Annotated in this window: 25 protein-coding genes; 6 read left to right on the top strand and 19 right to left on the bottom strand. The window is 60.2% G+C overall.

Annotated elements, in window-relative coordinates; genetic code table 11:
* Nucleotides 1-14: 14 nt before the first annotated feature.
* From rsmG to QLQ16_RS04260, 3 genes are all read right to left on the bottom strand, one after another.
* Nucleotides 15-659, bottom strand: a complete 645-nt coding sequence (gene rsmG / locus QLQ16_RS04270) for a 16S rRNA (guanine(527)-N(7))-methyltransferase RsmG (protein WP_283223441.1) — start codon at nt 657-659, stop codon at nt 15-17.
* Nucleotides 656-2,623, bottom strand: a complete 1,968-nt coding sequence (gene mnmG / locus QLQ16_RS04265) for a tRNA uridine-5-carboxymethylaminomethyl(34) synthesis enzyme MnmG (RefSeq protein ID WP_283223440.1) — start codon at nt 2,621-2,623, stop codon at nt 656-658. The genes rsmG and mnmG overlap by 4 nt, the downstream gene beginning before the upstream one ends.
* A gap of 118 nt (nt 2,624-2,741) precedes the next feature.
* On the bottom strand, nt 2,742-3,209 hold the full coding sequence (locus QLQ16_RS04260) for an Lrp/AsnC family transcriptional regulator (protein ID WP_283223439.1): 468 nt from the start codon (nt 3,207-3,209) through the stop codon (nt 2,742-2,744).
* 120 nt (nt 3,210-3,329) lie between these two features.
* On the opposite strand from QLQ16_RS04260, the gene QLQ16_RS04255 reads away from it, so the two are divergent.
* Complete coding sequence (locus QLQ16_RS04255; protein ID WP_283223438.1) at nt 3,330-6,866, top strand: indolepyruvate ferredoxin oxidoreductase family protein; 3,537 nt, start codon at nt 3,330-3,332, stop codon at nt 6,864-6,866.
* A 61-nt stretch (nt 6,867-6,927) separates the two neighbouring features.
* Here QLQ16_RS04255 and minE read toward each other — a convergent pair whose 3' ends face one another.
* From minE to QLQ16_RS04210, 9 genes are all read right to left on the bottom strand, one after another.
* Complete coding sequence (minE, locus tag QLQ16_RS04250; protein ID WP_283223437.1) at nt 6,928-7,188, bottom strand: cell division topological specificity factor MinE; 261 nt, start codon at nt 7,186-7,188, stop codon at nt 6,928-6,930.
* Nucleotides 7,189-7,191: 3 nt separating this feature from the next.
* A complete protein-coding gene (gene minD, locus QLQ16_RS04245; RefSeq protein WP_283223436.1) occupies nt 7,192-8,007 on the bottom strand; it encodes a septum site-determining protein MinD in 816 nt (271 codons plus the stop codon).
* Nucleotides 8,008-8,042: 35 nt separating this feature from the next.
* Nucleotides 8,043-9,101, bottom strand: coding sequence for a septum site-determining protein MinC (gene minC / locus QLQ16_RS04240; RefSeq protein WP_348534163.1), 1,059 nt, complete (start codon nt 9,099-9,101; stop codon nt 8,043-8,045).
* Nucleotides 9,091-9,300: a DUF2788 domain-containing protein gene (locus tag QLQ16_RS04235; RefSeq protein WP_283223435.1), complete on the bottom strand. Its 210-nt coding sequence runs from the start codon at nt 9,298-9,300 to the stop codon at nt 9,091-9,093. The genes minC and QLQ16_RS04235 overlap by 11 nt, the downstream gene beginning before the upstream one ends.
* On the bottom strand, nt 9,300-10,154 hold the full coding sequence (locus QLQ16_RS04230; protein ID WP_283223434.1) for a DUF2189 domain-containing protein: 855 nt from the start codon (nt 10,152-10,154) through the stop codon (nt 9,300-9,302). Before QLQ16_RS04230 ends, QLQ16_RS04235 begins: the two co-directional genes overlap by 1 nt.
* 99 nt (nt 10,155-10,253) lie before the next feature.
* Nucleotides 10,254-10,721 carry a Spy/CpxP family protein refolding chaperone gene (locus tag QLQ16_RS04225; protein ID WP_283223433.1) on the bottom strand — a complete coding sequence of 156 codons (468 nt, stop codon included), beginning with the start codon at nt 10,719-10,721 and terminating at the stop codon, nt 10,254-10,256.
* Nucleotides 10,722-10,824: 103 nt separating this feature from the next.
* Entirely contained in the window at nt 10,825-11,697 is an 873-nt protein-coding gene (locus tag QLQ16_RS04220) for a pirin family protein (RefSeq protein WP_283223500.1), read from the bottom strand.
* 51 nt (nt 11,698-11,748) lie between these two features.
* Nucleotides 11,749-11,943, bottom strand: coding sequence for a YgaP family membrane protein (locus QLQ16_RS04215; protein WP_283223432.1), 195 nt, complete (start codon nt 11,941-11,943; stop codon nt 11,749-11,751).
* A 24-nt stretch (nt 11,944-11,967) separates the two neighbouring features.
* Nucleotides 11,968-12,165 carry a heavy-metal-associated domain-containing protein gene (locus QLQ16_RS04210; RefSeq protein WP_283223431.1) on the bottom strand — a complete coding sequence of 66 codons (198 nt, stop codon included), beginning with the start codon at nt 12,163-12,165 and terminating at the stop codon, nt 11,968-11,970.
* 65 nt (nt 12,166-12,230) lie between these two features.
* Between QLQ16_RS04210 and QLQ16_RS04205 the strand changes: the two genes are divergently transcribed.
* Entirely contained in the window at nt 12,231-14,444 is a 2,214-nt protein-coding gene (locus QLQ16_RS04205) for a heavy metal translocating P-type ATPase (protein ID WP_283223430.1), read from the top strand.
* A 91-nt stretch (nt 14,445-14,535) separates the two neighbouring features.
* Nucleotides 14,536-15,117: a hemerythrin domain-containing protein gene (locus QLQ16_RS04200; protein ID WP_283223429.1), complete on the top strand. Its 582-nt coding sequence runs from the start codon at nt 14,536-14,538 to the stop codon at nt 15,115-15,117.
* A 55-nt stretch (nt 15,118-15,172) separates the two neighbouring features.
* Here QLQ16_RS04200 and QLQ16_RS04195 read toward each other — a convergent pair whose 3' ends face one another.
* Genes QLQ16_RS04195 through QLQ16_RS04185 form a run of 3 tightly spaced genes read right to left on the bottom strand, consistent with a single transcriptional unit; the run spans nt 15,173 to nt 20,783 of the window.
* Nucleotides 15,173-18,256: an efflux RND transporter permease subunit gene (locus QLQ16_RS04195; RefSeq protein WP_283223428.1), complete on the bottom strand. Its 3,084-nt coding sequence runs from the start codon at nt 18,254-18,256 to the stop codon at nt 15,173-15,175.
* Nucleotides 18,253-19,416 carry an efflux RND transporter periplasmic adaptor subunit gene (locus QLQ16_RS04190; RefSeq protein ID WP_283223427.1) on the bottom strand — a complete coding sequence of 388 codons (1,164 nt, stop codon included), beginning with the start codon at nt 19,414-19,416 and terminating at the stop codon, nt 18,253-18,255. The genes QLQ16_RS04195 and QLQ16_RS04190 overlap by 4 nt, the downstream gene beginning before the upstream one ends.
* 26 nt (nt 19,417-19,442) lie before the next feature.
* Nucleotides 19,443-20,783 carry a TolC family protein gene (locus QLQ16_RS04185; protein ID WP_283223426.1) on the bottom strand — a complete coding sequence of 447 codons (1,341 nt, stop codon included), beginning with the start codon at nt 20,781-20,783 and terminating at the stop codon, nt 19,443-19,445.
* A 71-nt stretch (nt 20,784-20,854) separates the two neighbouring features.
* Here QLQ16_RS04185 and QLQ16_RS04180 point away from each other — a divergent pair, with 71 nt between their 5' ends.
* Entirely contained in the window at nt 20,855-21,547 is a 693-nt protein-coding gene (locus QLQ16_RS04180) for a response regulator transcription factor (RefSeq protein WP_283223425.1), read from the top strand.
* Nucleotides 21,544-22,950, top strand: a complete 1,407-nt coding sequence (locus QLQ16_RS04175; protein ID WP_283223424.1) for a sensor histidine kinase — start codon at nt 21,544-21,546, stop codon at nt 22,948-22,950. Before QLQ16_RS04180 ends, QLQ16_RS04175 begins: the two co-directional genes overlap by 4 nt.
* Here QLQ16_RS04175 and QLQ16_RS04170 read toward each other — a convergent pair.
* The 4 genes from QLQ16_RS04170 to mltA all read right to left on the bottom strand — a co-directional run bounded on the left by QLQ16_RS04170 (nt 22,932) and on the right by mltA (nt 26,422).
* Complete coding sequence (locus QLQ16_RS04170) at nt 22,932-24,050, bottom strand: alkene reductase (protein WP_283223423.1); 1,119 nt, start codon at nt 24,048-24,050, stop codon at nt 22,932-22,934. The two genes, QLQ16_RS04175 and QLQ16_RS04170, sit on opposite strands and share 19 nt — an antisense overlap.
* Nucleotides 24,051-24,094: 44 nt before the next feature.
* Nucleotides 24,095-24,880 carry a class II aldolase/adducin family protein gene (locus QLQ16_RS04165; protein ID WP_283223422.1) on the bottom strand — a complete coding sequence of 262 codons (786 nt, stop codon included), beginning with the start codon at nt 24,878-24,880 and terminating at the stop codon, nt 24,095-24,097.
* Nucleotides 24,881-24,972: 92 nt separating this feature from the next.
* Nucleotides 24,973-25,248 carry a YkgJ family cysteine cluster protein gene (locus QLQ16_RS04160; protein ID WP_283223421.1) on the bottom strand — a complete coding sequence of 92 codons (276 nt, stop codon included), beginning with the start codon at nt 25,246-25,248 and terminating at the stop codon, nt 24,973-24,975.
* A gap of 10 nt (nt 25,249-25,258) precedes the next feature.
* A complete protein-coding gene (gene mltA, locus QLQ16_RS04155) occupies nt 25,259-26,422 on the bottom strand; it encodes a murein transglycosylase A (RefSeq protein ID WP_283223420.1) in 1,164 nt (387 codons plus the stop codon).
* Between mltA and QLQ16_RS04150 the strand changes: the two genes are divergently transcribed.
* Complete coding sequence (locus QLQ16_RS04150; RefSeq protein WP_283223419.1) at nt 26,421-26,555, top strand: hypothetical protein; 135 nt, start codon at nt 26,421-26,423, stop codon at nt 26,553-26,555. The genes mltA and QLQ16_RS04150 overlap by 2 nt on opposite strands.
* The last annotated feature ends 12 nt before the right edge of the window (nt 26,556-26,567 follow it).

Here is a 26,567-nt window from a genome sequence, read left to right as displayed (position 1 = left end):
AAACACGCTTTCAATTACGCCGCATCTGGCCTCATCCATACCATGCACCGCTCCACATCCAGGCCAGGCACGGTCAAAGGTTCCACGTGAAACACTTTCACGCCCGCAGGCAGCGCATCGATTTCTTCTTGGGGGTGTTTGCCCTTCATGGCCATCCACACGCCATCCTCGGCCAAGGCAGAACGAGACCAGGTCACAAAGTCAGGCAGTGAGGCAAAGGCACGGGAGCAAATCACATCGAAGGGCTCGGTCAAGGACTCCACCCGCGCGTGAATGCCGCGCAAGTTGGCCAGCTTGAGGCTCACGGCCACCTGCTGGACAAAGGCCGCCTTTTTGGCCACGGTGTCGACGCAACGCACCTCCAGCTCGGGCATGCATATCGCCAAGACCACGCCGGGTAGACCGCCGCCCGAGCCCACATCCAACACGCGCACCGGCCTGCACTGCGTGTGCCTGGCCAAAGGTGCAATGGCCGTCAAGCTGTCGAGCAAATGGTGGCTGAGCATGTCCGCCGGATCTCGCAAAGCCGTCAGGTTGTAGACCTTGTTCCATTTTTGGATCAAGCCCATGTAGTCCAACAGTTGCCGCTGCTTATCAGCCGACAAGTCCAAACCCAAGGCCTGAACGCCCTCACGCAAGCCTGCCGCCAAATCCATCATGCCACTTGATCCTCTGCCTGCGACAAGAAGCCTTTGAAGCCACCCTTCTTCAGGTGAATCAGCAACAAAGAGACCGACGCCGGGGTGATGCCCGAGATGCGGGAAGCCTGACCCAGTGTCTCGGGGCGGTGCTTGGCCAGTTTTTGCCGTGCCTCGATGGACAAGGCAGAGACCTGCATGTAATCCAAGCTTTCCGGCAGACGCAGGTTTTCGTAATAAGCGGCACGCTCCACCTCGCCCTTTTGGCGATCGATGTAGCCCGAATACTTGGCCGCGATCTCAACCTGCTCAATGACCGACTCGCTCAAATCACCCAGCGTTTCACGTGAAACATCAGCGCTGGCATGTTTGCCGCCATCCATGTCCATCAGGGCTTGATAGGACACATTCGGGCGACGCAGCAGGTCAAACAGGTTGTATTCGTGGTCGATGGCTTTGCCCAACACTCGCACCGATTCTTCGACAGGCAGGTTGCGGGGGTTCACCCAAGAAGCTTTGAGGCGCTCTGTTTCACGTGAAACAGCATCGCGCTTGCGGCTGAAGGCATCCCAACGCGCATCGTCCACCAAGCCCATCTGGCGACCCACTTCGGTCAAGCGCATGTCGGCATTGTCTTCACGCAGTTGCAGACGGAACTCGGCGCGGCTGGTGAACATGCGGTAGGGCTCGGTCACGCCCTTGGTGATGAGGTCGTCCACCAACACGCCCAAGTAAGCTTGGTCGCGGCTGGGTGTCCATGCCGCTTCGCCACGGCACTGCAAGGCGGCGTTGATGCCGGCGAACAAGCCCTGGGCTGCCGCCTCTTCGTACCCCGTGGTGCCATTGATCTGGCCTGCAAAAAACAAGCCGTGGATCTGCTTGGTCTCGAAACTGCTTTTGAGTTCGCGCGGGTCAAAGTAGTCGTATTCGATGGCGTAACCGGGACGCAAGATGTGGCAGTTTTCCAAACCCTTCATCGAGCGCACCAGGTCGTACTGGATGTCAAAAGGCAAGCTGGTCGAGATGCCGTTGGGGTAATACTCGTGCGTCGTCAGGCCCTCGGGCTCCAGAAAAATCTGGTGGCTGTCTTTGTCGGCAAAACGGTTGATTTTGTCTTCCACGCTGGGGCAATAGCGTGGCCCCACGCCCTCGATCTTGCCGGTGAACATGGGGCTGCGGTCAAAGCCAGATCGGATGATCTCGTGCGTGCGCTCATTGGTGTGGGTGATCCAGCAAGGCATTTGTTCGGGGTGCATGGCGGCTTTGCCCATGAAGCTGAACACCGGCACGCCACCATCGGGGTTCATGCCGCCGGGCATGCCATCGCCCGGTTGCTCCGAGCACCTGGAAAAGTCGATGGTGCGGCCATCCAGGCGCGGCGGTGTCCCGGTCTTCAAGCGCCCTTGCGGCAACTTCAGTTCTTTCAAACGGGCCGACAAACTGACCGCAGGCGGGTCCCCTGCCCGGCCGGCCGAATAGTTTTGCAAGCCCACATGGATCTTGCCGTCCAAGAAGGTGCCAGCCGTCAAGACCACGGTGCGCGAACGGAAGCGGATACCGACTTGTGTGACGGCACCCACCACACGGTCGCCCTCAACCATCAGGTCATCCACGGCTTGCTGAAACAGCCACAGATTCGGCTGGTTCTCCAGCATGCGGCGGATAGCGGCTTTGTAGAGGATGCGATCGGCCTGCGCACGGGTGGCACGCACGGCCGGGCCTTTGGAGCTGTTGAGGATGCGGAACTGGATACCACCCTCGTCCGTGGCCAGCGCCATGGCGCCGCCCAATGCATCGACCTCTTTGACCAAGTGCCCCTTGCCGATGCCGCCAATACTGGGGTTGCAGCTCATCTGCCCCAGGGTCTCGATGTTGTGGCTCAGCAAGAGCGTCTTGCTGCCCATGCGGGCCGCCGCCAGTGCGGCTTCGGTACCGGCATGGCCGCCGCCGACCACGATCACGTCGAATTCTTGTGGGTAAAGCATGAGTGTCCGCCTCTTGAAAAGGCCAATGAATTGGGCGCCGCCTGCGCCGTGGGCCGCCCTGCCACGGGGTCGGCTGAATCTGCTGATTTTACAGGCACACCCCAGAAGGATCCACGCCCTAAGACTTCAGGGGCAAAGCGCCCACAGCCTTGACCTCGCCCAATGAAAAGCTGGTGTGCAGGTCTTTCACATTGGGCAGGTTGATCAGCACATCGCGGGCAAACTGGCTGAAGGTGTTGAGGTCCTTGCTGACCACCTGCAATTCAAAAGTGCCGGTGCCGCTGATGTAATGGCAAGAAATGACCTCCGGGATCTTGAGGATGGCTTCTTCCAATTGGCGGGTCACATCGCCCCGGTTGCGCTCGGCATCCAACCGAACAAAGGCGAACACATCCAGGCCCACCTTGTGGCGGTCGATCTCGGCACGGTAACCCTTGATCACGCCCGACTCTTCCAAGGCCCTGACCCGCCGCCAGCAAGGCGCTGCCGACAAGCCCACACGTTGCGCCAATTCGGCATTCGTCAAGCGGCCGTCTTTTTGCAGTTCATTCAAGATCGCCCAGTCAAATTTATCCATCGTTTCCATAAAAACGATTATTGCGCAAGATTCTTTCAAATCATAGGGGAAATCCTGTCGCATAAAGCAAGCACCTGTCGGCGGGTGCGCACTACACTGACTTTGAACTTCATTTGCAGGACGCGCCCCATGAACGCACCATTACCCGATTCAATCCGCCAAGCGCTGGAGACGGTGACGCTGGACGACAAGTACAGCCTCGATGTCGGACGGGCCTTCATGAGCGGGGTACAGGCCCTGGTCAAGCTGCCCATGCTGCAGCGCCAACGCGACGCCTTGCAAGGCAAAAACACCGCCGGTTTCATCAGTGGCTACCGTGGCTCGCCATTGGGCAGCTATGACCAGTCGCTGTGGAAAGCCAAAGACCACCTGAAAGCCCAAAACATCGTCTTCCAACCCGGCGTGAACGAAGAACTGGCCGCCACCGCTTTGTGGGGCACACAGCAATTGGGCTTTGCGCCCCCCGGCACCAACAAGTTCGATGGCGTGTTTGGCATCTGGTACGGCAAAGGCCCGGGGGTTGACCGCTGCTCAGACGTCTTCAAACACGCCAACATGGCAGGCACCACGCCCTGGGGCGGCGTGTTGGCAGTGGCTGGTGACGACCACGTAGCCAAGAGCTCCACCGCAGCGCACCAAAGCGACCACATCTTCAAAGCCTGCGGCCTGCCGGTGTTTTTCCCGGCCAGCGTGCAGGACATCCTCGACCAAGGCCTGCATGCGCTGGCCCTGAGCCGCTTTGCAGGCATCTGGTCGGGCATGAAAACCATCCAAGAGATTGTGGAATCCAGCGCCACCGCCCACATCGACCCCGAGCGCGTGCAGATCGTGCTGCCCGAATTCGTCATGCCACCAGGTGGCGTGCACATCCGCTGGCCAGACACCGCGCTGGAACAAGAAGCTCGCTTGTTCGATTACAAGTGGTACGCCGCACTGGCCTACATCCGCGCCAACCGCCTCAACCACAACGTGATCGAGGGGGCCAACGACCGTTTTGGCCTGATCGCCAGCGGCAAAGCCTACAACGACACCCGACAAGCCTTGTTGGATTTGGGGCTGGATGACGACCGATGCCGACAGTTGGGCATCCGTTTGCACAAGGTCAACGTGGTGTGGCCACTGGAGGCCCAAACCACCCGCGAATTTGCCACCGGTCTGCGCGAGATCTTGGTGGTCGAAGAAAAACGCCAAGTCATCGAATACCAACTCAAAGAAGAGCTCTACAACTGGCGCGACGATGTGCGGCCCAACATCTTGGGCAAATTCGACGAAGGCGACGGCGACCTCTCGGGTGGTGAATGGTCCAACCCCAACCCCAGCGAGCGCAAACTCTTGCGCGCCAACGCCGATTTGACACCCGCCATCATTGCCCGAGCCATCGCCAAGCGGCTGAAAAAATTGGGCATTGATAACGACACAACGGCTCAGATCAACGCCCATCTGGCCATTTTGGACGCCAAAGAAAGCGCGATGGAAGTCCAACTGCTCGGCGCCGCCACCGAGCGCCAACCTTGGTTTTGCTCGGGATGCCCCCACAACACCTCCACCAAAGTGCCTGAAGGCTCACGCGCGATGGCGGGCATTGGCTGTCACTTCATGAGCTTGTGGATGGACCGCAGCACCACGGGCTTTACCCAAATGGGTGGCGAAGGGGTGCCATGGAGCGGCCAACAACCGTTTTGCACCGACCAGCACATCTTTGCCAACATCGGCGATGGCACTTACTTCCACAGCGGCATCTTGGCGGTTCGCCAAAGCGTGGCCTCAGGTGTGAACATCACCTACAAAATCCTCTACAACGATGCCGTGGCCATGACCGGTGGGCAGCAAGTGGGCGAGCGCCCCGAGGGCCACAGCGTGGTTCAAATTGCCATGAGCATGAAGGCCGAAGGGGCTCAACGCATCGTGGTCGTCACCGATGAGCCCTTCAAATACGACGGTGTGGCTTTGGCCGAGGGTGTGCGCGTCTTCCACCGCGATGAGCTGGACCGCATCCAGCGCGAGATGCGCGAGATCCAAGGCACCACCGTCATCATTTACGACCAAACCTGTGCCACCGAAAAGCGTCGCCGCCGCAAGCGCGGCACCATGGTCGATCCTGCGGTTCGGGTCATGATCAATGAAGAAGTCTGCGAAGGTTGTGGTGACTGCGGTGTGCAATCGAACTGCCTGTCGGTGGAGCCTCTGGAAACCGAACTCGGCCGCAAGCGCACCATCAACCAAAGCACTTGCAACAAGGACACCAGCTGCCTCAAGGGCTTTTGCCCCAGTTTTGTCACAGTGGAAGGCGGTCAATTCAAGAAGAAGTCCGGCAAAACTGGCCCCGCACTGTCGCCCGCAGAATTGGGCGCATTGCCCGAACCCATGCTGCCCGACACCACCCACCCCTGGGGCACCGTGGTGGCCGGCGTGGGTGGCACAGGCGTCATCACCATCGGTCAATTGCTGGGCATGGCCGCACACATCGAAGGCAAAGGCATCGTCACGCAAGACGCAGCCGGTCTGGCCCAAAAAGGCGGTGCCACCTGGAGCCACATCTTGGTGGCCAATCACCAAAACGACATCCGCACGACCCGCGTGAGCATGGCGGCAGCCGATGTGATTTTGGGATGCGATCCGATCGTGACCGCTTCCAAAGAAACCTTGCTGCGCATGCGCGAAGGGCGCACACATGTGGCGCTCAACAGCAGCAGCACCCCCACGGCAGCGTTTGTGAAGAACGGCAATTGGCAAAATCCGTCTGAGCAATGTCTGGCCGAAATCAGCCGCCAAGTCGGCACGGCTGGGGTCAGCGCTTTCGATGCCGATGCCTTGGCCAAACAGCTGATGGGTGACACGATTTATGTGAACCCGATGATCTTGGGCTTTGCGTGGCAAAAGGGTTGGATCCCGATGCACCGTGAATCTTTGGTGCGTGCCATCGAACTGAACGAGGTGGCCGTGCAAAACAACCTGACCGCCTTTGAGTGGGGTCGGCACGCAGCGCACCACCTGGATGTGTTGATGCAAAAAATCCAACCTGCACAAACCATTCAGTTCAAAAAACGCGAAAGTCTCGATGATCTGGTGAAAAACCGCATCGCTCGACTGAGCGATTACCAAGATACGGCTTACGCTCAGCGCTATGCCCGCTTCGTCGATCGGGTCAAAGCCGCAGAAGCCCCCTTGGGCAAAACTTTGCTGAGTGAGACTGTGGCGCGTCAACTCTACAAATTGATGGCCTACAAAGACGAATACGAAGTGGCCCGTCTGCACACGCAAACACAATTTCTTGAACGCATAAAAGACAGTTTTGAAGGCGACTTCAAAGTGCATTACCACTTGGCACCACCGCTGCTGGCCAAGCGCAATGCCAAAGGCGAACTGGTCAAACAGAAGTTGGGTCCCGTGGTGCTGATGGCCTTCAAAGCCTTGGCCAAGCTCAAGGGCTTGCGCGGCACCCCCTTCGATGTGTTTGGCTACACACGCGAGCGCCAAGATGAACGCGCCTTGGTCAGTGAATACATGCAGCACGTGGAACATGTGCTGGCCTCATTGAGCGCAGACACACATGCACACGCAGTGAAGGTGGCGCAAGTGGCCGAAAACATCAAAGGTTTTGGCCACGTGAAAGAGCGCAACAGGTTGGCGGCAAAAGCCCTGTGGGACTCACTCAAGACAAGCTGAAATGAACAAGGCCACCTCGCGGTGGCCTTGCAAAAGCGGGCTCTCAAAGCCTGTGAAAAGATCAACGCGCGTCTGGCAGCTCGATCTTGACTTCCAAAACTTCGAGGTTGTCCTGACGCTCCAAGTTGACCTTGATGTCATCGGGATTGATCTTGATGTATTTGCTGATCACCGCCACCAATTCACGTTGCAAATCGGGCAGGTAATCTGGCTCTGCGGCGTTGCGACCACTGCGCTCATGCGCCAAGATGATCTGTAACCGTTCCTTAGCGACGTTGGCGGTTTTCTTCTTTTCGCCCAACAAGAAAGAAAGAAATGACATGGTTCACTTGCCTCCGAAAAGACGTTTCAGGAAGCTGGGTTTTTCGGCTTCTGTGAAACGCATCGGCTTGTCTTCGCCCAAGAACCGATCGATCACATCTTTGTAAGCTTCCGAGACATCGCTGTTGTCCATGTGGATGGCAGGCGTACCCTGGTTGGATGCTTGCAAAACGTTGTCACTTTCAGGAATCACGCCCAACAATTTGATGCGCAAAATATCTTGAATATCCTGCAAAGACAACATCTGACCGTCTTCCACACGGTTGGGGTTGTAGCGGGTGATCAGCAAATGCTCCTTGATGGGCTCGAGGCCTTCAATGGCCCGCTTGGTTTTGCTGCCCAGCATGCCCAAAATGCGGTCCGAATCGCGCACCGAAGACACTTCAGGGTTGGTCACCACCAAAGCTTCATCGGCAAAGTGCATGGCCATCAAGGCGCCAGTTTCGATGCCGGCGGGAGAATCACAAACGATGTATTCGAAACCCATGTCGCTCAAGTCGTTGAGGACTTTTTCAACGCCTTCTTGTGACAAGGCTTCTTTGTCACGGGTTTGCGATGCGGCCAGCACAAACAGATTGCTGCACTGCTTGTCCTTGATCAAGGCCTGGTTCAAATTGGCTTCACCCTGAATCACGTTGATCAGGTCATACACCACACGGCGCTCACAGCCCATGATCAGGTCCAGGTTGCGCAAGCCCACATCAAAGTCGATGACGGCTGTTTTGAAGCCTTTCAAAGCCAGGCCAGTGGCGAAACTGGCGCTGGTCGTGGTTTTACCAACGCCGCCTTTGCCGGAAGTGACTACGACGATTTTTGCCATGGGGTTTTCTTTCTAGGACTAGGGTAAAAGCAAATTCAGGGTTTAAGAGGCGAAATCAATAATTTGTCGCCATCAGGGCCAGATTGCAGACAAACTTGGGCAGGCAAGCCAGACACCTCTACCGGGAGTGGATTTTCACTGGTGCGGTAAACACCGGCAATCGAAATCAATTCAGGTTCCATTGACTGGGCAAAGATCATGGCTTGCGCATTGCCACGCGCACCAGCGATGGCTTTGCCACGCAAACTGCTGTAAATGTGGATGGATCCATCCGCAATCACTTCTGCCCCAGGATTGACCATGGCCATGACCACCAAATCGCGCCCTTTGGCATACACCTGCTGACCCGATCGCAAAGGTTTATCAATGACCATGGCACCCAAAGGTGCAGACGCGGCGGCAACTGAGACCACCGGAGTTGCTGCAGGAGCCTCAGCAACAGGCATAGAGCGACGCACACGGGCATCAGACGCATCTACCAACCCCAGAGCCTGCGCAGCACTCAAAAGCGCGCTATTGGCCCCTTTGATGGCCAACGGCACCAGACCGTGCTGACGCAAAATATCCAAGAGACCCGATAAATTGAAATGGTCGACAGAAAGGTCTTCGTCCAAAGCGGAGACGTCGATGACCAAGGGATCATGGTCAAAAAAACCAGGACTTTCTGCCAATTGCCGGGCCAAAGCCGCATCGACAGCGTCGACTTGCGGTGTCTTGAGCAGCAAAGCAACCAATGGCAAATCAGCGCTTTTGATGTCGTAACACTGAGAGGAAGGAGCGTCTGAAGCGGAGGCCATGGTGCCAGATGAGGAGAAAGATGCAAATCTTAACAGCGCACTTGTTATTTGTTGTTTTTCTATAGATTTAGATTTTAAATTAGTAGTAGTAGATAAGGGATGATGTGGTTTGTGGACAAGCGCACATTCCTTATTGAAAACAAAGACTTGGCGTATTTTCAAGCTTGTGGGTGACCCTGCTGTCGTGTTGTCTTGCCAATTGGGATAACTTCTCAAAAACAGCGGGTCCTGTGGATAAGTAAGGGCTTGCCCATTTTTTATCCACAGCTTTATGCCCAGCACCTGTTCAATTTGCAATCAGCCACTGGATGATGCCCTTGGCGACAAAGCCCAGCATGCCAAAAGCCAGCCCTAGAAAGATCACAAAGGTGCCGAATTTGCCCGCTTTGGATTCCCAAGCCAGTTGTCCGATGATGAACAACATGTAGAGCATGAATGCGCCCACGCCGATGGTCAGGCCAAACCAGGCGAACTGTTCTTCGCTAAAGCCCCACATCAGCGATCACCGTGCCCGGACACGCGCTCTTGCAAACCAGAAGCATCGATCAGGTGTCGATAAGCATGCCAACTGCCGTGGCCCAGCATGGGCACCACCAAGACCAGGCCCAAAAACAGGGAAAAAATGCCCAGCAAGCAAAACCCCATGATTAAAAAAGCCCATAAAGCCATTTGAACCGGGTGTGTGACCACGGTTTTCCAGCTGGTCAGTACCGCTTGTAAGACGCTCACTTTGCGATCGAGCAGCAAGGGCATGGAGATCACGCTGCTCGCAAACACAGGCGCCGCCATCAAGCCACCCATCAAAAGCCAAAACTCGAACAGGAAATGCTTGGGGTTGAGCACCACATGCTGGACAAAATCCATCGGGGTGTGAATCGCCACAGGGGCGAGCAAAGTGATCAGGGCCGCCGAGGTGATGACCCAGCCGGAAGCGGCCAGTGCCAACAACAAACCAAAGCGGATCAAGCTCCAATAACTTTCGGGTTGTTTGCGCAGGCGCAATTGCCACTGCGTCCAGGTGTTGAACAGCAAGGCGTAGTTGACCGTTTCACCCCGCTCCATGGCCCGGCTCATGGCATACAGGCTGGTGGCCAACACGGGTGCAATCACCAGAAAACCAGACAGGCAACCTGCCAACAACCAAAATTGGTCATGGGCGACCCAAGTCATGATGGCCCCCCAAGCGGCAATCACCACGCCATGCAAAGTGCTCAGCAGCGGTGACTTTGCGAAGTCCTTGAAACCCAATGCCAACCATTGCAAGGGCTGGTCATACGCGATGGGCAAGACGGGCGGCAAGAAAACAGCTTGGCTGTGGGGCCGCGCTGATGGTGGTTGGGGTTCGGTCATGGCCCAAGCTTAACGACCCATGCGGCCAAAGAACTTGATGCAAGTCAAGATGAAAAAAGGCAGCCCGTGGGCTGCCTTGTGAGGACCGACTTTGGAAAGTCAATGTGGGTGGCGGTGTTCTTTATGACCACGTGCCATGAACTTGGCCATTTCTGTGTCGAACACCTTTTTTTGCTCGGTGTTCAAAACAGCGTAAAACGTTTTGGTGGCATCGACATGCTTTTGCATGTGGCCATCCATTTGCGCACGGTGTTTTTGCATCAGATCGAGGCGATCAGGTGTGCTCAGTTTTTCCATGGCGGCAAGGTCAGGGCGAACAGGCAAAGTGCTGGGTGGCTGCATCGACTGGCTGAAGGTGGTCCAAGCACTTTCTTGCGTTGCGTCCAGTTTCAATTGGGTTTTGAGTTCGGCCAAGTGCTGGGTATGACGCTGAGCCATGCGCTCGTGCATTTTGCCCGTGTGCTCATGGCCAGGCCCGCCGGTGCCGGGACCCATTTGGGCAAAACTCAAAGAAGACAGCCCAGCCAGCAAAGCAGCGGCGATCAAGGGGGTGCGAATCCATTTCATGAACATCCTTTCGGTGATGGGATGCCGCCAGTTTGAATGGTTCATGTGTCCGCCCCGTTGATGAAGTACAGCCCCACGGTAAAGATCGGCAAAGCCGTTTTCATCACCCCAAGCGGCCAGCTTGGAAATCTTCCACCGCTTGCATCAACTCTTCGCGGGTGTTCATGACGAATGGACCGTATTGGGCAATGGGTTCGCCAAGGGGCTGGCCCGTGATGAGCAAAGCCTTGGTGCCCGCATCGCCTGTCAAAACCACACCATCGCCACTATGGCTCAAGATGGCCATGCGCTGAAGCGGCACCGTTTCATCACCAGCCTGGCTTTGCACAGTCAAAGCGCCACGGTATACGTACACAAAAGCGTTGTGAGCTGCGGGGATGTTTTGTGTGAACGTTTGCGTGTCTGAAAAATGGATGTCCAAGTACAAGGGATCGGTGGGATAGTCTTGTGCGGGTCGGTGCATGGCGCCTTGCACGCCATGACTTTGACCGGAAATCACTCGCACCCAAACACCGGACTCGGTACGCACTTCGGGGATGTCTTCGCTTTGGATGTCGCGGTACCAAGGGGTGCACATTTTTTGGTGCGAAGGCAGGTTCAACCACAATTGAAAACCTTCCATCAGGCCTTCTTCTTGTTCAGGCATTTCACTGTGCACCAGACCGCGCCCTGCGGTCATCCATTGCACACCGCCGTTTTGCAACAAGCCTTCGTTGCCTGCACTGTCACGGTGCCGCATGCGGCCCGCGATCATGTAGGTCACCGTTTCAAAGCCGCGGTGAGGGTGGTTTGGAAAACCAGCGCCATAGTCCTTGGGGTCGTTGCTGCCGAATTGGTCGAGCATCAAGAAGGGGTCAAGGCGTTGTTGCAACTCGCCCGTGAGCACACGGGTCAGGCGCACGCCTGCACCGTCGCGCGTGGCACGACCGGCCACCAGGGCGTCAACAGAGCGGGGATGTAGAGGCATGGAAGTCATGCCGTCAATGATGCCCCAAAAAACAAAGCCCGCACGCAGCGGGCTGGTCACTCAAACCTTGCGGTTTTTGCAGGTGTTGATCCCCAGCAAGCTGTAGGGTGGGCACCAGCCGCTCAGGCCCGTGGCGATCGGCACCAAACCCACCCAGCCCCACACGCCCACCTGACCCGTGGCCGCCAATGCCACCAAAACCAGGCCACCCACCACGCGCACGATGCGCTCAACACCACCAATGTTGGTTGTCATGGAAAACTCCTTGCGGTTAAAAAATCAAGCGGCGACGCGGTAGCCTTCGTCGGCGATGGCCTGGGCCAAGGCTTCGCGGGTTTTGTCAGACTCTACTTGCACTTTGTTTTGCGCGCGATCGATCACCACCTTGGCTTGTGCGTCCAGCGCCAACAAAGCCTTGGTCACGGCTTTTTCGCAGTGCCCACAAGTCATGCCCTCGACCGTGAAAATTTGGTTCATGATGTCACTTTCAGCTAAACCCGGATGGGTATGCTCAAAGCATAGTTCATAACAGCCCACAAGACATGACTTATATCAAGCCCGAAGCAACCACGATCGACATCGGCATTGGCGGCATGACTTGCGCGTCGTGTGTGGCGCGGGTTGAAAAAGCCTTGAACAAAGTGCCGGGTGTTGCATCGGCCACCGTCAATCTGGCCACCGAATCGGCCCGCATCACCGTGCAATCTTCCGAGGTGACCGATGCCCGTTTGCGCCGCGCCATCCGGGATGCAGGGTATGAGCCCTTGACCGCTGAAGCGGTTGAAACCGCATCGCCCACAACAGCTTGGGCAGGCTTTGCCCCGGTGGCCTGGGGCTTGGTGTTGTCAGCGCCCTTGGTGCTGCCCATGGTGGGGGATGCATTCGGTCAGCATTGGATGCTGCCGGCATGGCTGCAGTTTGCATTGGCCACGCCCGTGCAGTTCATTTTGGGCGCGCGTTTTTACAAAGCCGGTTGGCACGCACTCAAGGCCATGACAGGCAATATGGATCTGCTGGTGTCGCTGGGCACCAGCGCAGGCTGGTTGCTGTCGGTCTGGCTGTGGCTCAACGCCCATGAGGGCCATGCGCCTCATCTGTACTTCGAAGGTTCGGCCGTGGTCATCACCTTGGTCTTGTTGGGCAAATGGCTGGAGGCCCGTGCCAAACGCCAAACCACCGAAGCCATCCGGGCCTTGCATGCCTTGCGCCCCGACAAAGCCCACTGGATGAGTGACGAAGGCGAAGTCGATGTGCCCGTGGCAGAAATTCTGGTGGGGGACTTGTTGGCCGTCCGTCCAGGCGAGCGCTTCCCATTGGACGGTGAACTCATCGAAGGCCAGACCCAGGTGGACGAATCCATGCTGACGGGCGAGCCCCTGCCGGTCGTCAAAAGCATGGGTGCGGCATTGACGGGGGGCTCGATCAATGGCGATGGTCGCGTCCTGATGCGCGTGACGGCGGTGGGCCATGAAACCGTTTTGTCACGCATCATTCGCTTGGTGGAAGACGCACAAGCGGCCAAGGCGCCCATTCAGCGCTTGGTGGACAAAGTGGCCGAGGTGTTTGTGCCGGTCGTTTTGGTGGTGGCGGTGTTGACCTTGGGCGCATGGCTGTTCATGGGCGCCAGTTTCGAGTCCGCTCTCATCCATGCGGTGGCGGTCTTGGTCATCGCTTGCCCCTGTGCTTTGGGCTTGGCCACACCCGTGGCCATCATGGCGGGCACGGGTGTGGCGGCCAAGCACGGCATCTTGATCAAGGACGCCCAGGCGCTGGAAATGGCCCACCGCGTGCAGACCGTGGCGTTTGACAAGACCGGCACACTCACCGTGGGCCAGCCTCGCTTGATTGCGCAAGTGCCCGCACCGGGCCATGAGCCGGCCACCGCCTTGGCTTGGGCGGCCAGTGTGCAAAGCGGCAGCGAACATCCCTTGGCCCGTGCGGTGTTGCAGGCCGCCAAAGCGCAAAGCCTGAACCTGCAAGTCCCCGAAGACTTGGCGGCGGTGCCCGGGCGCGGCGTGCAAGCGCGTGTCGAAGGCCGCCAACTGCTGCTGGGCAGTTTGCGTTGGCTGGCGCAAGAAGGCATGGACAGCGCCATGTGGGCCGAAGACATCCAGAGGCTCCATGCGCAGGGGGCCACCTTGTCGGCGCTGGCCGAGCGCGGCCCCCATGGGGTGCAAGGTGTGTTGCTCATGGCCTTTGGCGACGAGCCCAAGGCGGGCGCACAGGAAGCCTTGGCCGCGTTGCGCGCGCGAGGCTTGAAACTGGTGATGATCTCTGGCGACAACCAAGCCGCAGCCGAGGCCATGGCCCGCAGGCTGGGCTTGCGCCCTGAAGACGGTGAAGTGCTGGCCGATGTGTTGCCGGGCGACAAGGCGGCGCAGGTCCAAAAACTGCGCGAAGGTGGCCGCATCGTGGCCATGGTGGGCGATGGCGTCAACGATGCACCGGCCTTGGCGGCCGCCGATGTGGGCTTGGCCATGGGCAATGGCACCGATGTGGCCATGCATGCCGCAGGCATCACCCTCATGCGGGGCGATGTGGCCTTGGTGGGCGATGCCCTCGACATCTCGGCGCGCACCGTGGCCAAGATCCGGCAAAACCTGTTTTGGGCCTTCGCCTACAACGTGGCCGGCATTCCGCTGGCGGCCATGGGCTACCTCAACCCGGTGATCGCCGGTGGCGCCATGGCGCTCAGCTCGGTCAGCGTCATGAGCAATGCCCTGCTGCTCAAGCGCTGGAAACCCCGCCAGCACTGAGCCCAAGCCATTGACGATGTCTTGACCCAAGTCAGGGCATCCAAGCCCGCTTGCCGGCAAACTGGTCTTCGTTGAATTGGAGATCAGAACCATGAACAAGCACAGCAGCTTGACCACCATCCGCGATGAACACGCCAGCCTGGCCGCCATGTTGCAGTCCATGCGCATGATGATCGAACGCGGCCCCAGCGACGACCGGCGCAACTTCTTCGACGTTGTGCGGGCCATGCTTTTTTACATCGACGAATTCCCCGAGCGCCTGCACCACCCCAAGGAATCGAACCTGCTGTTTCCCAAGGTCGTCAAGGCCTCACCCAAGGTGATGGGCGCGGTGGACAAACTCGAGCGCGATCACCTGTACAGCGAGAAAGCGGCACGCGACTTGCAGCACCTGTTGTTGTCTTGGGAGCTCTTGGGCGCCAGCCGACGCCAGGCATTTGAAGAAGCCTTTCACAAGTACGTGGACTTCTATTTGGAGCACATGCGACTGGAAGAAACCGTCATCTTGCCCGAGGCCGAGCGCAGCCTTAGCGAAGATGATTGGCGCTTGTTGGATGCCGCGTTTGCAGAAAACGCCGACCCGCTCACGGGTCACCACGCCCCCACGCAGGCGTATGAAAAACTGTTCAGCCTGATCGTGATGCGGGCACCTGCGCCGATTGGTTTGGGCTGAAAAAAAGCCCGGCGCGAGGCCGGGCTCTGGGTCAATGCACTGCTTTGTGCACCCGTCAGTGCGCGTTGGATGTGTGTGGGTGTGTGCGGTCCTTGAACCAAGCCACATACAGCACCGGCAAGACCAGCAGGGTCAGCAAGGTGGCGGTGAACAAGCCGCCGATCACCACGATGGCCAAAGGCCGCTGGGTTTCAGAGCCGATGTCGTGGCTCATGGCCATGGGCAAGAGACCCAGCGCCGCCAACATGGCGGTCATCAGCACGGTGCGCAGGCGCTGCAAAGCACCCTCTTTGACCGCTTCCAGCACCGTGTGGCCGGCATTGCGCAGCTGTTGGAATACCGACAGCATCACCACACCGTTGAGCACCGCTTGGCCTGACAGCGCGATGAAGCCAATGGCCGCAGACACCGACAGCGGGATGTTGAAAATCCACAAGGCCACAAACCCACCGATCAAGGCCAGAGGCACGTTGATCAGGATCAGCGCGGCGCTCTTGAACGAACTGAAGGCATCGAACAGCAAAACGAAGATCAGCAACAGCGAGATCGGCACCACCACGCTCAAGCGCTGCATGGCGCGTTCTTGGTTTTCGAATTCACCGGACCAGTTCACCACATAGTTGGCGGGGATCTTCACGTTTTTTTGAACGCGTTGCTTCATGTCACCCACCACCGAGCCCATGTCGCGGCCCTTGATGAAGATGCCGATGGCCATGGTGCGGCGACCCGATTCGCGGGCGATGTTCATCGCGCCGCTGGTTTGCTCGATCTTGCTCACAGCACCCAGGCTCACATAACCACCATCGGGCGTGGGAATCGGGATCGCGGCCAGCTCGGAAATGTTGCGCCGCTCTTGCGGCAAGCGCACGGCCACATCGAAGCGCCGTTCGCCGTCCCACAGGGTGGTGGCGCCCTTGCCGGCCAGCGCGGCTTCGATCACGTCTTGCACATCGCCCACATTCAGCCCGTAGCGTGCGGCTTGCTCACGTTGGATGTTGATGAGCAACTGGGGCAACTCGCCTTGACGGTCAATCTCGGCCCGGCTGACGCCTTTGACCTGTTTGATTTCGCGCTCGATGGCCTCGGCCGTTTGCTTGAGGACGGTCAGGTCGTCACCCGCAATCTTGATCACGATCTGCCCGTCGATTTGGGAGATCGATTCGAGCACGTTGTCACGGATCGGTTGCGAGAACGTTGGCTCCATCCCCGGCAATGCCGACACCGCTTGGTCCATTTCTTCGATCAGCTTCTCGCGCGTCAGGCCTTTGCGCCACTGCGTTGGTGGCTTCAAGTCCACAAAGACCTCGGCCATGCTGATGGTTTTGGGGTCGGTGCCGTCCTCGGGTTGGCCGGCCTTGGACACGGTGGTGCGGACCTCGGGCACAGAGCGTAAGGTTTTGCGGATGTCGCTCAAAATGCGCGTGGCCTCGTCGTTGGCCACGCTGGCGGGCAAACGCACGTTCACCCAGATCGTGCCTTCGTTGAGTTCGGGCAAGAACTCCGAGCCCAGCCGCGACGCGGCGACCATGGCCATGGCAAAACACGCCAAGGCGATGCCCACCACATGGCGGCGATGCGCCAGCGCCCAATTCAAGATGGGGGTGTAAATCTGTTTGGACTTGGCCACCACTTTGTTGTCATGGTGGGGCAGGCCTTTGCGCAGCATCCAATAGGCCAGCAGTGGCACCAGCGTCAATGAAAACACCAGCGCCCCGATCAAGGCGGCCGTGACCGACAAGGCCATGGGCTGGAAGATGCGGCCTTCATGGCGCTGCAAGGCAAAGATCGGGATGTGCGCCGCAATGATGATCAGCATCGAGAACAGCGTGGGACGCCCCACCTCGTTGGTCGCCTCGGTGATCAGGGTCTTGCGTTCTTTTTCGTTCATGCCTTCGCCACGCTCGGCCAGACGGTGCATGATGTTTTCAATCACGATCACCGCCCCGTCCACGATGATGCCGAAGTCCATCGCGCCCAGACTCAGCAAGTTGGCGGGCACGCCCATGATTTTCAGCCCCATGAAGGTGGCCAACAAGGCCAAGGGGATGACGGCAACCACCGCCAGGCTGGCGCGCAGATTGGACAGAAAAATGTAGAGCACCAAGGACACCAGCAAGGCGCCCTCGACCAGGTTTTTGAACACCGTGGTCAGGGTTTTGTCCATCAGCCAAGCGCGGTCGTAAAAGGGGGCAATCTCCACGCCTTGCGGCAGGCCCCGGCTGTTGAGCTCGTTGATTTTTTCCTTCACGCCTTTGAGGACCACGCTGGGGTTTTCGCCTTTGCGCATGACCACAATGCCGGTGACCACATCGTTGTCGTTGTCTTGACCCACAGTGCCCAGGCGCGGCACGGCACCGATTTTGACTTGTGCCACATCGCGCACCAAGATGGGCGTGCCATGGCGCGAGGCCACCACCACTTGCCCGATTTCTTCGGGCGAGCGCAAAAGGCCGATGCCTCGGATGGCAAACTGCTGCAGCCCTTGTGCAACGTAGCTGCCGCCTGCGTTCGAGTTGCCACGGCCCAAGGCGTCCATCAGGTTTTGGAACGTCAGCTTGTGGGCGCGCAGTTTTTCCAGATCGGGCTGCACTTCGTACTGCTTGATGAAGCCGCCCATGGCCACCACATCGGCCACGCCAGGCACTTGGCGCAAGCCGCGTTCGACCACCCAGTCTTGCAAGGTGCGCAGTTCGGTGGTGGTTTGCCCATCACCGCGCAGGCGGTAGCGCATGACCTCGCCCACCGGCGTGGCGTTGGGGGCGATGTTGGCCTCCACGCCCGGCGGCAGGTCCACGCCGCGCAGGCGTTCATTGACTTGCTGGCGCACGATGTTCACATCGGCGTTGTCGTTGTAGGTGACCACGGTGAACGACAAACCGAATTGGGTGTGCGAGAACACGCGGATCGAATTGGGCAGGCCGGCCAAGGCCACCTCAATCGGCAAGGTGACCTGCTTTTCCACCTCTTCTGCCGCACGGCCGGGGTACAGGGCAATCACGGTCACTTGGGTGTCGGTCACATCGGGGAAGGCTTCGACCGACAGGTTTTTGAAGGCGATGACACCCGACATCACAAACAGCAGCGTGCCCAGCACGATGAACAGCGGCTGGTTCAGGGCGTAATGGATGAGCTTTTTCATGGTTTGCTTGGCTCAGCAGCGTGGGCGGCTTCCTGGGCAATCCGCAACTCCCGCGCCAGCAGCAAGCCGTTTTGGCTGACCACTTGCTCACCTTCTTGGAGGCCCTCGCTGAGCAAGACCCGTTGAGCGCCCTCGTAGGCGACCTTCACATCGCGCGGCTCAAAAACACCGGCCTGGCTTTGCACAAACACATAGTGCTGGTTGCCGCGCAAAAACACGGCCGAGGCGGGCACTTCGATGCTGTTGTCCACCTGGCGCTGGTAACGCACTTTGGCCAGCATTTCATTTTTCAACCAACGCTGGGGGTTGGCCACCGTGGCGCGGATTTTGATGGTGCGGGTGCTCGGGTCGATCTGATCGGTCACGGCGCTGATGGTGGCGGTCATGCTTTGCTCGGGGCCATTGGCCACGTTGAGGCTGACTTTGGCGCCAGGGCGCAGGTCTTTCAAGTCGCCTTCTTGCGCATCGATGGACACCCACAGCACGCTCGGATCGGACACCACAAACAAAGGGGTGGCGGCGCTGTCTGGGCGCACTTCTTGGCCGGGGTTGAGGTTGCGCTCGACCACCACGCCGGCCATGTCGCTGCGCAGGCCCAGTTGCATGTTCACGCCAGTGCCGCTGCCATACAGGCTGGTGCGCGCTTGGGCACGGGCCACCTCGGCTTGGCTGCGTGCAGCTTCGGCCTCGGCTTGCTCCAGGTCTTTGCGGGCGACCACGCCGGCTTCAAACAATTCACGTTGGCGTTGCAAAGCCAATTTGGCCAAGGTGGCGTCGGCTTGGGCGCGCGAGGTGTCGGCCTGTGCGGCGCCAAATTCGGGCGAGGCCAGCTCGGCCAGCACCTGGCCGGCTTTGACTGTTTGTCCGACATCGGCGCTGATGCGCGTGACGCGTCCGGCAAACGCGGGGTAGACGCGTTGGGTTTTCTCTTCGTTCCAGACCAGTTTGGCCGGCAAGTCGATCTGAATGCTTTGCGCCTTTGTGGCGGCGGTGCTCACCAGCAAGGGCAACTGGGGGTGACCGGCGGGGTAGCGCAGCTGCTTGTTCTGGATGATGGGCAGCGGCGCTGCGGCCACAGGTTCGGGTTTGTCTTGACAAGCGCCAAGCAAGGTCAGGGCGGCCAAGGCCATAACGGCCAGGGGGGTGTGCAAAGTTTTCACGGACAGGTCTCGCTCAGAAAAAGGGTTCAACGGGTGCCAGGGGCTGCAGAGCGCAACTGCCAGGTGCCCAGGGCTTTGGCGTGTTCGCTGCGCACGGCCAAGGCTTCGAGTTGGGTGGTCTTGAGGGTGCGTCGGGCATCCAGCAAATCGGTCAGCGTCAAGCCACCTTTGCTGTAGGCCGTCTCGGCCTGTGCCGCCACGCGCGTGGCTTGCGGCAGGATGCTGTCGTCATAAATCTTCAGCCGGCGGGCGCTGGTTTGCCAGGCTTGCACCAGGGCCCCCAAGTCGGCACGGGCGTGCAGCATGGTTTTTTGCAGCAGGTCGCGGCTTTGCTCTTCTTGGGCCAAGGCGCGGGCCATTTCGCCGTCAAAGCGGCCCCAGCCATTCAAGGGCATCGACACGCGAAAGGCCAGCAAACGCGTGGATGTGCCGGGGAAGTGGTCAAAGCTGGTGCCGACACTGGGGTCGGCTTGGCGCAGGGCTTGGGCCGATTGCAAGGCCGCTTGCGCAGCGGCCACACGCTCGCGGGCGGCGATCACGTCGGGCCGTTGCGCGATCAAGGCCTCCACCAAAGCATCCGCTGGCACCGTGTTGGGGGCACTGGCGGGCCAGTCACCTTGCACTTGCCAGCCGCCTGCGGGCACGGCCAGGCCGGTCCGCTGCGACAGGGCCCAAGCCGCTTGCTGGCGATCCAGAGCGGCGCTTTGCTCGTCGGCGCGGGCGCGTTCGGCTTCAATGTGTGTGCGGGCCGCGTCTTGGGCCGACAAATCACCGGCCTTCAGGCGCAGCTGGGCGCTGTGCGCCAGTTGGGCCGCGCTTTGGGCGATGGCTTGCACGGCTTGCAGGCGCTGCTGTGCGGCCAACAGCTCATAAAACGCCGCTTGGGCGCCGATTTGCTGCATCAGCAAGCTGTCTTGGCTGTCGGCTTGGGCGGCTTGGGCGTTGCGCTCGGCCGCTTCGGTGCGCAAGGCACGCTTGTTGCCCCGCTCCCAAGTCCAGTCCAGGCCCAAGGATTTGTCGACGCGCTTTTGCGACCAGTAGGAGCCGCTGCCCACGCCGTTTTGCAAATCGATGGAGGACATGCCCGCAGACAAGGTCGGGGCAGGCGCACGGTCGGCGCTCAGCACGTCGGCGCGGGCCGCGTTCAGGGCGCGCTGGGCGGCCAAAACCTCAGGGCTTTGGCGTGCCGCCTGCAGCACCTGCTGCAAACTCAGCACAGAAGAGGCCGGAGCGCTCGCTCCGGAGAGGTCGGAAGTTGGGCCGGAAAACGAGCCAGAAGAGAGGCCAAGGGCGTCGGCCGCCAGGGCGGCGGGGCCTGCGCCCCAAGCCAAAAGGCCAGCCACAAGAAACAAGTGTCGTATGCTCATCGCTCCTTTATCGGTGAACCGGCCTGACCAAGACCTGACTTGGCCGGCTGCTTTTGGAGCTTGTGAGGCGCATGCGCATTTTGTTGGTGGAAGACGATCCGGTGTTGCAAGCCGTCATGCTGCGCAGCCTGACCGATGCCGGGCACCGTGTGGACGCTGCCGGCGATGGTTCGACGGCCCAGCACCTGTGGCATGTGCAGGCCTATGACGCCGTTTTGCTCGACCTGAACTTGCCCCTGAGCAAGCGACCCGGCGCCGAGATGGTCAGCGGCCTGGACCTTCTGCGCGAGCGCCGGGCCAAGGCCGACAAAACCCCGGTGCTGGTGCTCACCGCGCGCAACCGCACCGACGAGCGCATTGCGGGCCTGGACGCTGGGGCCGACGACTACCTGGGCAAGCCTTTTGAGTTGGCCGAAGTCGAAGCCCGTTTGCGCGCCCTGGTGCGCCGCAGCCAAGGTGCAGACGACCAAACCCAAGTGGGCCAGTTGGTGCTGGACCGCAAAGCACGGCGCATTTTGATCGCCGGCCAAGAGCTGATCTTGCCCGCCCGTGAGCTGGAAGTGTTGTGGGAGCTCATGAGCCCGCCGGGGCGCACGGTGAGCAAAAAAGACCTGTCCAACAAGCTGTCGGGCTTTGAAGAAGCACTCGCCGACAACGCGCTGGAGGCCTTCATTTCGCGGCTGCGCAAAAAGCTGGCACCCTCGGGCGCATCGATCCGCACTTTGCGCGGCCTGGGTTATCTGATGGAAGAGGCGCGCCCATGAAAGCCGCTTCCACCTTGCGCGCAAAGTTGCTGCGCCATGTGATCGTGCCCTTGGCCTTGACTTGGCTGATCGGGGCTTTGCTGGCTCTGGCGGTGGCGCGCTATTTCACCCAACAAGCGTTTGACCGCGCTTTGCTGGACGACGCGTATGCCGTGGCCAGCCATGTGCGGCACGCCGAAGACGGCGGCATCACCTTGGGCCTGAGTTCGGTCGAGATGGGCAATTTGCTGTTTGACCAAAACGAGAACCTGTACTTTGCGGTGTACCAAGACGACGGCCGATTGCTGGCCGGGCATGCCGGCTTGGCCTTGCCAGAGGGTGCGCGATCGGCGGTGACACCGTTTTTCACTGAAACGCCTTTTCAGAAACTCCTCTTGCGCGCGGTCGTGCTGGGGCGCAGCAAGCCGGCCCATTTCACGGTGGTGGTGGCGCAAACCACCCGGGTGCAAGACCGCTTGTTCGAGCGGCTCCTGTTCATCTCGTTGGTGCCGCAGTTGCTGCTGGTGATCTGGCTGGCGTGGTGGTTGCGCCGGGCCATTCAAAACGACGTGCAGCCTTTGATGGACTTGGAGCGGGCGGTGGCGCAGCGCGATGTGCGTGACTTGACGCCCTTGGCCATTTCCAGCCGCACGCTGGATGTGCAAAAACTGGGCGAATCGATCAACGCATTGCTGCACCGCATCGAGCAAAGCGTGCGCGGCCAAAAAGAGTTTGCGGGCAATGTGGCGCATGAGCTGCGCACGCCTTTGGCGGGCATTCGGGCTCTGGCTGAATATGGCCTGACCCAATCCGACCCGCAGGTCTGGCGCGAACAGTTGCGCAGCATCGCGCAAAGCCAAGAGCGGGCCAGCCACCTGATCGACCAGTTGCTGGCCCTGGCCTTGGCCCAAGAGGCGCAGCAGGTCTTGCAGCCGCAAGCCTTGGCGCTGGACGAGGTGGTGCGCGACAGCCTGATGCGTCACCTGCACCGCGCCGATGCGTTGGGTGTGGACCTGGGTGTGGACTTTGCGCAAGGGCTCAACGCGCCCGTCATCCTGGCGCAACGCGCTTTGCTGGAAGGTGCTTTGGACAACCTGATCGACAACGCCTTGCGCTATGGCGTGCCAACCGATGGTGGCCCGCGCCATGTGACGGTGGCTTTGAGCCAACCCGAAGCGGGTGCGGTGTGCCTGTCGGTCATCGACAACGGCCCGGGCATCACCGATGCGCAGCGGGAACAACTCCTGCAACGCTGGGCCCAAGGCAGCGCGGGCGAGGCGCTCAAACAAGGCTCGGGCCTGGGCCTGGCCATCGTGTCCGAGTACGCCCGCATCTTGGGCGCGCAGCTGTCCATGAGCCGCCCCGCATCGGGGCCGGGTTTGCAGGTCAGCCTGCGCTTGGCGCTTCAGCCCAGCGTGGGGTAGTCCAGATAGCCGGCATCGCCGCCGCCGTACAAGGTGGCGCGGTCCAGCGTGTTGAAGGGGCCGCCTTTTTGCAGGCGTGCGCCCAGATCGGGATTGGCAATGAAGGGGCGGCCAAAAGCGATCAGGTCTGCGCCCTCGCCCAAAGACTGCTCGGCCAGTGGCAGGTCGTAACCGTTGTTGACCATCCAGGCGCCTTGCCCGCCGTTTTGGCGGTAGGCAGTTTTGAGTGCGGCGTAATCGAAGGGCGCTGGGCCTTGCTGGTGCTCACGCGGGCCACCGGTCGAGCCTTCGATGATGTGCACATAGGCCAGGCCCAGTGGCGCAAGCTGCCGCGCCACCTGCTCGAACAAAGGCTGCGGCAAATCATCGCTCGCGTCGTTGGCGGGGGTCACGGGCGAGAGGCGAATGCCGGTGCGCCCGCCACCGATTTCGGCCACCACGGCTTGCATGACTTCTTGCAAAAAGCGGGCGCGGTTCTCGATGGCGCCGCCATACGCGTCGCTGCGCTGGTTGCTGCCCGAGCGCAGAAACTGGTCGATCAAATAGCCGTTGGCGGCGTGCACTTCGACGCCATCAAAGCCCGCAGCCACCGCGTTGGCGGCGGCGCGGCGGTAGTCTTCCACAATGCCCGGCAACTCGGCGGCATCCAGCGCCCGGGGTGCCGACACGTCCACAAACTGGGCTTTGCCATCGACCAGCAACACGGTCTTGCCTTTGGCGGCCACGGCCGACGGTGCCACGGGGGCTTGGCCATTGGGCTGCAAGCTGGTGTGCGAAATGCGGCCCACATGCCACAGCTGCATCACGATCTTGCCGCCTTCGGCGTGCACCGCATCGGTCACCTGCTTCCACGAAGCGACTTGCTCGGCGTTCCAGATGCCGGGCACATCGGCATAGCCTTGGCCTTGGTGGCTGATGCCGGTGGCCTCGGTGATGATCAAGCCCGCGCCGGTGGCGGGGTTGGCGCGTTGGCGGTAGTAGCTCGCCATGCGCGCATTGGCCAGGCCACCGGGCGCACGGTTGCGTGTGAGCGGCGCCATCACGATGCGGCTGGCCAAAGACAGGGCGCCGACTTGGCAGGGTTCAAACAGGGTGGTCATGCGGTCGTTTTTCTCAAAGATGGGGGGATGGGCTCAGTTCGCGGTCAAGCCTCAAAGCCCGGATTTTCACGGGCCAGTTTGCGCAGCAGCGAAGGCCAGACAAAGGCCCCGCCCAAGCCGCCGGTTTGCACACGCATGGCGTGAGAGATGCCGTCCAAAATTTGCGGGTTGACCGCCGTCAGGTCTTTCGGTCCGCTTTGCCCTGCGAGCGCATCGACTTGGATGCGGCAGGTGTTTTCAAAGGTGTACATCGACAAGAAAGCGTCGGCAATCGTCTTGCCCACGGTGAGCAGGCCGTGGTTGCGCAGCATCAAATAATTGGCGTCGCCCAGGTCCGCTTGCAGGCGCGTCTTCTCGTCATCGCGGATGGCCACGCCTTCGTAGCCGTGGTAGGCCAGCGAGGCCAGCACAAAAGTGCTTTGCTGGCTGATGGGCAGCACGCCGTGCGACTGGGCGCTCACGGCCACGCCCGCACGGGTGTGGGTGTGCAACACGCAGCCGGCGTCGTGCCGCGCCTCGTGCACCGCGCTGTGGATCACAAAGCCTGCCGGATTGACCGGGAAGGGGCTGTCGTGCAGCTTGTTGCACTGCATGTCCACTTTGACCAGGCTCGATGCGGTGATCTCGTCGAACATCAGGCCATAGGGGTTGATCAAAAACTGGTGCTCATCCCCGGCCACTGTGGCGGGCAATTTGGCGCTGATGTGGGTGAAGACCAAATCGCTCCAGCCGTACAGCGCCACCAATCGGTAGCAGGCGGCCAGATCGACGCGCAGCTGCCACTCGTCGGGGTGAACGCTGTCTTTCAAAGAAGGGATCTCAAACGCCATGGCAAAGCTCCTGCGGGGTTGAATCAGAACAAGGCGTTCAGCTTAACCACAAGGGCGGGCGTCATCAGACCTCTTGGTGACTTGGCGCACCTTCAACCGGGGCGGGTTTGCGCTTCCAGTTGCGTCAAGTAAATGCGCGCATATTGCCCGCCATCGTCCGTCGGGCCGCACATTTCAAGAGACGCTTGCAGTTGTCCGCAAACAGCCGGGCGGCTGGATTGGCCAAAGATCTTGCAGCGCAACTGCTCGTCCAGTTGCACGCAGGGCACGCCCGCAGGTTTGCCCTTGGGCATGCCGGGTATGGCCGAGGAGATGGAGGGCGCAATGCAGCAAGCGGCGCACCCCGCGCGGCAGGACACGGCTTTCATGGCGAGGCCCTCATTTGGGCCACAAAACCCACAGCTGCAAGGGCTGCTTCATGCGACCGGCCAGCTCGCCGGCTGCGGGGCCAGAGCCGGCGTAATAGTCGGCCCGTACCGCGCCCACAATGGCGGTGCCGGTGTCTTGGGCGAGCACCAGTTTGTCCAGCGAGGTCACCGGCCCTTGCGAGCGCAGCCAGACCGGCGTGCCATAGGGGATGCTGCTGCGGTCCACCGCGATCGATCGGCCTGCGGTGAGCGGCACGCCTTGTGCGCCTTTGGGGCCGGGCGGGTTCTCTCCTGGCAAGGCTTCTTCCTTGAAGAACACCACGCGGGGGTTTTGCCAGAGCAACTCGTTGACGCGTGAGGGGTTGCGGTTGATCCAGTCCTTGATGCCCGGCCAGCTGGCATCGCGGATCAGGTTTTGGTCGAGCAGCCAGCGGCCAATGCTTTTGTAGGGTTGGTCGTTGGTGCCCGCATAGGCCATGCGCACCATGCGCTGGCGGCCATCGGGCTCGGTCACGTTCATCAGGCCCGAGCCCTGGATGTGCAGCACCATCGCGTCCACCGGGTCGGCCAGGTACATCAGCTCCTTGCCCCGCAAGGCTTGGCGTGCAGCGGGCAGGGTTTCCATTTCCTGGCGGGTGTACCAAGGCTTGCGTTGGGCCAGGCCGTTGGGCGGCGCATACAAAGGCACGGCAAAGCCCGCACGCGCTTGGCGTGAGGCGTTCAGCACCGGCTCGTAATAAGACGTCAGCAGGCCTTCGGTGCGCTGGTCAAGCGATTCGACGCGGTAAGGCTGCAGGTTTTGGCGCATCCATTGGCGCTGTGCGCTGGCCGATGCCCCTGCCAGTTTCTGCACCTCGGGGCACAGCCGTTTCCAGGCGGGTGCTGGGCGCAGACAGCTTTGTTGCCAGGCGGGCCAGGCTTCTTGCGGGTTGTCTTGGTCGAGCCCCGCAATGGCCGACCAATCCACCGGGACCCAACGGCTTTGGGCTTGGGTGATCACGGGAGGCAAGGGGCCCGAGGTGGTCGCGCTGGGTGCGGTCGGTGTAGTGGGCGTCTCTGGCCATGCGCCTTGGTGGCTAGGGGCCATCGCGCAACCGGCCAGAGTGCCTACAATCGCGGCCACCAACCATGCGGCCCCAGCCGATGGCCAACGCAACAAAAGGAAGTTTGTCATGGGTTTGATTTTGCTTGAAGCCTTGCTGGCCTTGCTGGTGCTGGTGGTCATTGTGTGGTGGACCATGTTTTCGGGCCGATCCAAGGGGGAATTGCCACCCCCAAGCGATGCTTCCGACAAGGACAAGCCTTGAGCTGAAGCTCGG

This window comes from Limnohabitans lacus, from assembly GCF_030053395.1.
In the GTDB taxonomy this organism is placed as follows: domain Bacteria; phylum Pseudomonadota; class Gammaproteobacteria; order Burkholderiales; family Burkholderiaceae_C; genus Limnohabitans_A; species Limnohabitans_A lacus.
Note: the sequence above shows the minus strand (reverse complement) of the source record. Positions and strands in the feature narration are given on the sequence as shown.